General features: G+C 60.9%; 10 protein-coding genes and 1 other RNA gene. 1 reads left to right on the plus strand and 10 read right to left on the minus strand.

Features of this window, described 5'->3' with window-relative positions:
* Both rsmH and VN623_RS01500 read right to left on the minus strand, forming a co-directional pair.
* The coding region (gene rsmH, locus VN623_RS01495) for a 16S rRNA (cytosine(1402)-N(4))-methyltransferase RsmH (RefSeq protein ID WP_325567389.1) at positions 1 to 529 on the minus strand (529 nt) is incomplete at its 3' end.
* Complete coding sequence (locus VN623_RS01500) at positions 526 to 1035, minus strand: division/cell wall cluster transcriptional repressor MraZ (RefSeq protein ID WP_325567391.1); 510 nt, start codon at positions 1033 to 1035, stop codon at positions 526 to 528. The genes rsmH and VN623_RS01500, both read right to left, overlap by 4 nt.
* A 611-nt stretch (positions 1036 to 1646) precedes the next feature.
* Between VN623_RS01500 and VN623_RS01505 the strand changes: the two genes are divergently transcribed.
* Complete coding sequence (locus VN623_RS01505; protein ID WP_325567393.1) at positions 1647 to 2492, plus strand: DUF2189 domain-containing protein; 846 nt, start codon at positions 1647 to 1649, stop codon at positions 2490 to 2492.
* A gap of 117 nt (positions 2493 to 2609) precedes the next feature.
* On the opposite strand, the gene rnpB is transcribed toward VN623_RS01505, so the two are convergent.
* The 8 genes from rnpB to VN623_RS01545 all read right to left on the minus strand — a co-directional run.
* Positions 2610 to 3041, minus strand: an RNA gene (gene rnpB, locus VN623_RS01510) — RNase P RNA component class A.
* A gap of 83 nt (positions 3042 to 3124) precedes the next feature.
* Entirely contained in the window at positions 3125 to 3424 is a 300-nt protein-coding gene (locus tag VN623_RS01515; RefSeq protein WP_325567395.1) for a hypothetical protein, read from the minus strand.
* 124 nt (positions 3425 to 3548) lie between these two features.
* Positions 3549 to 4382: a pentapeptide repeat-containing protein gene (locus VN623_RS01520; protein ID WP_325567397.1), complete on the minus strand. Its 834-nt coding sequence runs from the start codon at positions 4380 to 4382 to the stop codon at positions 3549 to 3551.
* 124 nt (positions 4383 to 4506) lie between these two features.
* Complete coding sequence (locus VN623_RS01525) at positions 4507 to 6171, minus strand: phosphoethanolamine--lipid A transferase (RefSeq protein WP_325567399.1); 1665 nt, start codon at positions 6169 to 6171, stop codon at positions 4507 to 4509.
* A gap of 109 nt (positions 6172 to 6280) precedes the next feature.
* Positions 6281 to 7051 carry an N-acetylmuramoyl-L-alanine amidase gene (locus VN623_RS01530; protein WP_325567401.1) on the minus strand — a complete coding sequence of 257 codons (771 nt, stop codon included), beginning with the start codon at positions 7049 to 7051 and terminating at the stop codon, positions 6281 to 6283.
* Complete coding sequence (locus tag VN623_RS01535) at positions 7048 to 7782, minus strand: DnaJ family molecular chaperone (protein ID WP_325567403.1); 735 nt, start codon at positions 7780 to 7782, stop codon at positions 7048 to 7050. Before VN623_RS01535 ends, VN623_RS01530 begins: the two co-directional genes overlap by 4 nt.
* Before the next feature lie 179 nt (positions 7783 to 7961).
* On the minus strand, positions 7962 to 8330 hold the full coding sequence (locus tag VN623_RS01540; protein ID WP_325567405.1) for a DUF2852 domain-containing protein: 369 nt from the start codon (positions 8328 to 8330) through the stop codon (positions 7962 to 7964).
* Between the two features lie 84 nt (positions 8331 to 8414).
* The coding region (locus VN623_RS01545) for a DUF2852 domain-containing protein (protein WP_325567408.1) at positions 8415 to 8768 on the minus strand (354 nt) is incomplete at its 5' end.

Genomic DNA, 8768 nt, shown 5'->3' on the forward strand with positions numbered 1-8768 from the left:
GCGCAATGACGCGCGAGCGGCGCTCCTCGCCCAGAACGTAAAGAATGCGCGCGAGATTTTCCTCGTCCGTCTCGTTGACGACATCGGCTGCAGATAGCCCCGAGGACGACATGCGCATGTCGAGCGGCCCATCCGACTGGAACGAGAAGCCGCGCTCCGCCTCATCGAGCTGCATCGACGACACGCCGATGTCGAGCACGACGCCATCGACCGGCGCCACGTCTTGCTCGCGCGCCACGAGATCCAGTTCCGAGAAGCGCGATTCCAAGAGGGTCAGCCGGTCGCCGAACTCATCCTTCAGCGCCTTGGCGGCGAGGATGGCGTGCGGGTCGCGATCGAGCGCCAGCACGTTGCAATCCGCAGCTTCGAGGATAGCGCGCGTATAGCCTCCGGCGCCGAACGTTGCGTCGATGTAGGTGGCGCCGTCTACTGGCCGGATGCTGGCGATGACCTCCGAAAGCAGCACGGGGATGTGGCGCGCACGGCCGGGCTCAGTGAATGTGCCTCCTGGCCGGCGGCGCGCCGTCATCCCCGTGCTCCTTCGCTTCCGTCATCCTCGTCTGAGGATGAACGGTTCCCCGCGCCGAAGAGCTTACGTGTCTGGTGGACTTTTTCCCGCGCACGCTCACGCCGTTCGGCGAAGCGCTCAGGCTGCCACATCTGAAACTTGTCACCCAGGCCGACAAAAGTGACTTGGGTCGTGAGGCCGGCGTGCGTGCGAAGGCCCTCAGGAAGGCTGATGCGCCCGTCGCCATCGATGGCGAGAACCTGGACGTCGCCGTAGAGCGCGACAGACAGCTCATCGCGCTCGTCCGAATAGTCCGGCAAGCCCGCGAGAAGCCCATCGATCTTTTTTGCAAGTCTCTCGCCGCCAGCATCGAGAGCCGGAGCTTCGAGCGCGGGGTAGCAGTAGATGCCGCCAGCGCTTCCAGAGGCGTAACCGTCGCGTTCGAGAACGGCGCGGAAGGGCGCGGGGATTGAGACCCGGCCTTTGGCGTCGATCTTGTTTGTGAATGTCGAGACAAAGCGGTCCATCTCCCAGTAACGAAGCCCCTCTGAACTCTTTTACTGGGTCCTGGCGACTCCCCTCCGGGGAGCCGGCCGCCAGGACCGGAAGGTTTCGTGTCGGGCGGCCGGCGCGCGGAACGCGTGTCGCCCGAAACAAAAGAAAAACTGAGCCGGCCGACAGGACCGGAAGGTTCGTTTCGGGCGGCCGGCGCGCGAAGCGCGTGTCGCCCGAAACATGAAGAAAAGGGGCCGTGGCGGTCGCTCAGATTTGGGCCCTCTACCAAACCGGCGCCCGGCCACGGTGTCCTGCCCGGTGCGGCGGGCACATATGGGATGCCATGGGAAATTATGGCCGTCAACGGTTTCTTAAGGATAATTATGGCGCGGCGCGGAGTTGCGCACAATTCGTTTTTTCCCTAAAGCGGCGCCCGATGCGCCACCTTCGAAATCAAAAACGAAGAGTAAATTTATATTTTTCAGTTGGTTAGAGAGTGCGTGTGCGGCACTCACGCTGTCCTGACTTGACCCTTGAATTGTCGGCGCATCATCGTGAAGAAGGTCAGGGTGGGGAGCACAAGCAGAGTGCCGATAGCCTAACGCGGCCTGGAGGCACCCGACTCAACCATCGAGGTGCCGTCATGGCGAATTCGACAACCCATCCCGATAACACCCGATCGTCCAACGGTCCCGGCGTTGAGATGCGTTGGCCGGCCGCCGTTCTTTGGCGGACTGACGAGCCTCCGGTCCGTAAAATCACAACCACTGACGTGTGGGAGGCGCTCGCCCAGGGCTTCGACGATTTCCGCGCGATACCGACGCACGCCTTCTTCATCTGCCTCATTTATCCGGTCGCCGGCTTGGTTCTTTACCGGCTTTCATTCGGCTACGAGATGTTGCCGCTGCTCTACCCGCTCGTGGCAGGCTTCGCATTGCTCGGGCCGTTCATCGCGATCGGTCTCTACGAACTGAGCCGCCGCCGCGAACAAGATCCTAACGTCTCTCCGATGCGCGCTTTCGACGTCATGCATCGACCGTCATTTGGAGCGATCTGCCGTCTCGGCCTGTTGCTCGCAGCCATATTCGTCGCGTGGCTCTACGCGGCCAACCTCATTTACCTACAAATTTTCGGCAACGCCGTGCCGCCTCCGGCCGAGTTCATCAACCAGGTGACGACAACCGCAAAAGGCACGCAGCTCATCATCGTCGGCAACGTTGTGGGATTTTTGTTTGCGGCGTTCGTGCTTGTGATCAGCGTCGTCTCGTTCCCGATGCTCGTCGACCGCAACGTCAGCGCCGCGACGGCCGTCAGAACCTCGGTGCGCGCTGCGATCGAGAACCCAATCCCAATCGCGCTATGGGGACTGATCGTCGCCTTTTCGCTGCTGATCGGAGCGGTGCCGCTGCTCGTTGGATTAGCGCTCGTTCTGCCCGTCCTCGGGCACGCGACGTGGCACCTCTACCGGAAACTCGTCGTGCCCGAATAAAGAGCGCGTGCTCCTACAGCGCACCACGTCTCGGCCGCAGACCCATGCAGGGCACGTCTCAACATGACGCCGGCCATCGAGCGGAAGAACAAAGGTCCTTTAGGGACACGAAAGAAAAATACCAGCCGGCCTGTAAGCCGGGTTCTGTTTGGAGGTTTCCCTCCGCGACGGCCATTCCTCTGGGACGCCTGTCGCCAAGCGCCTCATGCAATCAACCCGGGTGAGTAGCGTCATGACGCGCCTCGCGGCAGCGGTTGCCCGCTCCGCGCGCCCACCCCTATTCGATCTTGCTCCCGGTGGGGTTTGCCCTGCCACGTCTGTTACCAGACGCGCGGTGCGCTCTTACCGCACCTTTTCACCCTTACCTTCGGGCGAACCCTAAGGCGGTATATTTTCTGTGGCACTTTCCCTGGGGTCACCCCCGGCGGCCGTTAGCCGCCACCGTGTCATCAAGGAGCCCGGACTTTCCTCCACCGGACGTTTTTGCTTGCGGGCCTTTACGCCCGTGTCGCCACAACGAAGTCCGGCAGCGGCCGTCCGGCCGGCTGGTTTCTGTGATAAGCAACGAGATGCCCAAAACGTCAAGCACCAGAGTACGTGTTCGTTGGTGCGTGACAGTTAGGGCGGAGCCACTACTGACGCGATTGCGCGGCGCGCCTGGCGGCGACTTCTGTTTCGCTGACTTCGCCGGCGGCGATCAACGCGCTGAGGCAACGCGGCGATAGCCTTTCGCCAGCCGACCGCATGCAGCTTCGCACCTCGGGGCTATCCGACGCGAACTGGCGGCAGTGGGTATAATAATCCTTCGAGCAGGCGAGTTTGACCCGCAGGCTGACAGCGCTCGCGCTCGTCGCCCAAACGCCCGCCAGCGCAACAACGATGAACGCCGTTCCACACAAACCGAACGCTCTGCTTGGCTTTAGTCCTTGCATCTCGGTGTTCTCAGCTCACACGGGTTGTTAAGAATTTGGCAACAAATGGTTTAACGAACGTTACCCACTTTCGTTGCCGGAGTTTGGCGGGAAATTCCACGCGACGATTAGGCTCGCACTCGATCTAGCGGAGCGCTTTGTCCAGATTGACCGCCTGATCGAGGCCTTTTGCTGCGGCGAGGCCTTTGGCGCCCACGAAGTTTGTGCCGTCAACATTGGCATGCGTGAAATCAGCGCCGGTAAGGTCGGCGCCGGCAAAGTCGGCACGCGACAGGTCGGCTTCAACAAATCTGGCGCCACTAATATCGGCGCCCGTGAACTTGGCAAACCACAGCACCGCACGCCGCATGTCGGCATTGTGAAGGCGCGCGCCGGAGAAATCACAATATTTGAGAACGTTTTTGTACATCGTCGTCATCGTGCCCTGACCCGGTCGATCTTCGAGAGGGTGGAAATCGGCGTCCGTCAAATCGGCGCCGCGAAAGTCCGAGCCCGAAAGGTCTGCCTGCACGTGTACGCGCGAGAGATTGGCGCCGGAAAAATGCGGTGCGTCCGACGTATTGTTTTCCAAGTCCGAGTAAACGGTCGGCCGGAAGATCGTTGCCCCGGTTAGGTTGGCACCAGACAGATTGGCGCGGATTAGAACGGAACGGTCCAGCCGCGTGTAGGACAAGTCGGCACCCGACAAATTAGCTCCGGTGAAGTCGGTACCGTAGAAATCAGATCGCGTGAGTATCGCGCCTTTGAAGTTCAGCCCCGCAAGGTCGAGGTAGACGAGGAATTTGTTGGAGAGGTCGGGCCGCTCGCCCGGCTTCGATTGATACAACATGCTGGTAATCGTGCGCGCGTTGATCTCCGCCACCATCGGCACGGGTCCGATCGGCTGGCCAGCAAGCGCCGCGCCGCTCTCGAGAACGAGGGCGGCGACCAACGATGCGGCGGCTGAACGGTGCATCATAGTCGAGCACTTCCTCGGCAAGTCGGTGACGCTGACATCATGCATGAATGCAGAGCTCGCTGGCTACTCGATTTCCGCGAGTCCACATTGCGAAATCGTCACGTCGCCAAGCGCTTGGGTAATATTATTTCACAATGGAATTTACGTCCTGGCGACCACTGACGAAAGCCGGACGCCGGCACGGCGCAAAAAGATCGAGCGACCGATCGTAGACGCGCGTCGTCACATTCATCAGCCCCAAAACCGAGTGGAAAAGGTTGTCGTGGCTGACCTGCTCCGTCGCGTCTTTTGCGAGACAGGCCTGATCGACACCGAGCGCATCACGCATCGATGGCGCCAGCCATACGACCATCGGCACATGGATTTGCGCTTCTGGTGCAATCGCGTACGGCATGCCGTGAAGATACATGAAGTTTTCGCCGAGGCTCTCGCCGTGATCGGATACGTAAAGCATTCCGGCATCGACCCCGTGACTCGACGCGCTGGAAAGCACGCCGATGAGCCGCGTTAGAACATGGTCTGTATAGACGAGCGTATTGTCGTAGGCGTTGACGATGTCAGGGATTTTGCAACGACTGAATTGGCTGTCCTTGCATACCGGCGTGAAGGTCTCGAACGTCTCCGGATAGCGTTTCCAGTAAGCCGGTCCGTGACTGCCCATCATGTGCAGCACGATGACGGTATCGTGCTCGAGTTTCGCGATCTTGTCGTCCAGGCCATCGATCAGGATATCGTCGTAGTTGCTGGTGCTTGGATAGAACGTCGGAACGTTCATGCCAGTCAGCGTCTCGGTCGGCACGCGCGCGCAGACGCCTTTGCATCCAGCCTGATTTTCACGCCACAGCACGTCGATACCGGCGCGCTTCAAAATATCGAGCAGGTTTTCCTGGCCGTCCGCTTTGGCGTTGCTGAAATTGGCCCTGCCGAGCCCTGAAAACATGCACGGCACTGATTGCGCCGTATCGGTGCCGCAGGAGAACGCTTTCGGATAATTGACGAGGTCGTTGACTTTCGACAATCCCGGATTGGTCGGTCGTCCATAGCCATTGAGCGCGAAATGATCCCAGCGCGCCGTCTCGCCGACGACGACGACGAACAGCGATTTGCGGGTATGCGTTGGAGACATCGCCGCCCGCTTCGCATCTGCGCCATAGGCGCGGACGATTTTGGGCCCCTTGGCTCCCTCTAGCCGCCAGTACTTCGAAAGCGCCGAGATATAGTTCATCGGCGTCAGCGACAGCTTCAGCTCGCGATGATCGCGCAGAAGCGAAAGATAGTCGCCCCAGAACGGAACGACGCTGAAGGCAAGCAGCACCAGGGCCGGCGCCGCGAACTTGAGCTTGGCGAGAGCCTCGTCCCGGAAAGTTCGCTTCGTCCATGGGACAAGACAGAAGAGGACCGCCGGCAATACGCCAAGCAAGCCGATATAAGCGATCATACTGACCGTGATCAGATCGCCCGCTTCGCGCGTGTCCGTTTCGAAGACGTTGCGCACCATGTTGGCATCGATGACGACGCCGTATTCGTTCATGAAGTAGCTGGCCGCGGCCGTCACCGGAAGCACGATTGCGACGATGACCTTCAGCACGGGTTGCAAGGAAACCACGAGCAGCAGCAGATACGCGATGATAACCATCGTCACGAGAGCTGCGGCAAAGAACAACCACTGCTCTGCGTTGTGCGGCGCGACCACGGCAAGGAACCGTCGCCAGAAAGCATGGTTGAGCACCAACGCGATGAACGCGGCGACGAGAAGTATGAGTATCTCGGGGCGACGGGATTTGAACACGCTTGGTCCTGCTTGTTGGTGCCGTTAGGATAGCGCTGATGCCCTGGGTGCCGTGTGCCACGATACGGCCGCCCTACGGTTCGGCATCAACATCCCGATTGCGGCGCCGTCAAGCCGCAACCCGGCGATGCGCCGCTTCGATGAGCCGATCGAGCGTCAATTCGGTCGACCGGTCCAGCCGGCCGTCGACGCGGCGTTGGCGGAAATGCGATTGAAATGCCTTGAGAACCTTTTCGGTCGTTTGATCGAGCACGCCGGTGGGCTCGATGCCGTAACCGTAGTCGGCCAAGCGTTGCTGCACACGGGCGACGCGCCCGCAGCACGCGCCGGGGCCGAGGCCGGATTCGTCTGACCGCACTGGTGCCGGCCGAACCCAAAGGCCGAGGCCCTCCTTCGCTAGAAGCGCCCAATTGAATTTTTCGCCCGGATCGATTTTGCGGCCCGGCGCCACGTCGGAATGCGCCAGCACGCCGTCGGCCGCCATGCGATGACGCGAGACGATGTCTTTGGCGAGCGAAACCACGGCTTGCATCTGCGACGGCGGGAAATCCGGGTAGCCGTGCTGGTGTCCGGGATTTTGAATTTCTATGCCGATCGAATGCGAGTTGATGTCGGTCTCGCTGCGCCAGTGCGAAGCGCCCGCGTGCCAGGCGCGCAACGCTTCCGGCACAAGCTGCGTGATGCGGCCGTCTTCGGCGATCACATAATGGCAGGAGACGCCGCTTTCTGCGCAGGCCAGCCAGTCGATTGCCTTCGCCGCCGACGACATGCCCGTGTAGTGCAGAATGAGAAGCGACGGCCTGGCGCCGCCGCGGCGTGGCTCCCGGTTTTCAGCCAGATGAACCCCAGCGACGAACGAACTGTCGGGAGAGAACGTCACGCGCTCGGTTCCAATGCCCTCTCGGCCCGCTGGCCACGCTCGGCGAGAATGGCCTCGTAGGCGCCGGTGATCGCTGCAAGCCGCCGCTCGGCGCCGGCTAGAAATTCCTCAGGCACACCTTTGGCGACAAGCGCATCGGGATGGTGGCTTTTGACGAGGTCGCGGTAGCGCGCTTTGATTTCCTTGTCGGTCGCTGACGGAGAAATGTTCAGCACTTCGTACGGGCTGTCGGCGTCTACGACAAAACCGCGGCGGATGCAGCGGAACTCGCCTTTCGAAAGTCCAAAGATGTCGGCAACCCGCGCCAGATAGAGATCTTCGTCGGGATGCAGCACGCCGTCGGCGCTCGCGATGTGGAACAGACACTCGAGTACAGATACCTTGAGTTCCGGCTGATCTTCGAGCATCCGCGCGATTTGCGCCGCGTAGATTTCGTATCCCGCAATGTCCTGGCTCGCGAGCTGATAGAGACGGCGGACGTGCTCGCACTCGTGGTACGGCACGGAGAATTGCCGCTCGAAGGCTTCGGCCTCGATCGGCAGCGATACGCCGTCGGCTTTGCTCATTTTCGCGGCAAGCGCGACGACCGCGATCGTGAAGGCGACGCGCGATTGGGGGGAAGCGCGGCCGAGGCCATCAAGCCCCAACGTCACCTTGATTTGATCGAGAGCCGAGCGCAGGCCACCGCCGTAAGTCGCCGCGACCGCATTTTTCAGGAATTGCCAGGGCATCGTCCGTCCACAGCCGTTATTCCGGGGCTTGGGAACGATTTCGTCGTCCCTCGTCACGCATCGAAGCATAGCCGAGACGCGGGCCGACTTCCCCTAAATTTCCCGCAACGTCGGTGGAAATTACGAGTTTTGGCGAATGCCTGACATTCCTACGGCGCAATGGTGCCGCGCCGTTGCCGTCACGACGCCTGCGGGCTGCTATCGCGGCGCGATTTGAGGAACGCATCGAACTCTGCCGCATCTGCGGCGCGCTTCAGACCATCGAGAAACGTACGAAACTCGGCCGCTTCGTCCTCGAGCTTTAGCAACGTTGCGCGACGGTAGTCGTTGAAGGCCGAGTTGCTGAGACCGCCCGAGCTCCGGCCTTCGAAGCGATCACACGATCGCCGCCGGAACGCCCAGCACCGGCCGAGCTTGCCACCGAATTCGGCAAGGACGCGAGGAACGCCGAGCCGCGTCAGAAACAAGCCTGCAGCGAACGCCAGCACCGCCGTCAACAGAAACGGCATAAGGTGCAGCGGCGGAGGCGGGAAAAGGTGAAAATGCATTAACGGCGCTCCTCGTGAATGCGGCTTTACGATTCAAAAAAAGAGGCGGCCCATAAGGACCGCCTCGCAATTTCTGGCCTCGCGTCAGGCAGTGCTTTCGCTACCTGCCGGACGTTCGCGACGCTCGGACATGAACTGGTCGAACTCGGACTTGTCCTTGGCTTGGCGCAGCCGGTCGAGGAATGACCGGAACTCGCGCTCTTCTTCCTCAAGGCGCTTCAGCGTCGCCTCGCGATAGTCGTCGAACGCCTTGTTGCCGCTCGAATAAGACTTCGAAAAATTCTTGAATTCGTCTTCGACGCGGGCGCGCGCCCGGTCGAACTTGTCCGCGAAACGGCTTTCCCACCGAGCGCGGCTCCCGTGCCATCCACACGACATGCGTCCACTCCACAGCATATAGGCCAAGATGGTGAGCCCAATCGGCCAGAAAAGAACGAA

The sequence above is a fragment of the Hyphomicrobium sp. genome, assembly GCF_035572195.1.
Taxonomy (GTDB): domain Bacteria; phylum Pseudomonadota; class Alphaproteobacteria; order Rhizobiales; family Hyphomicrobiaceae; genus Hyphomicrobium_B.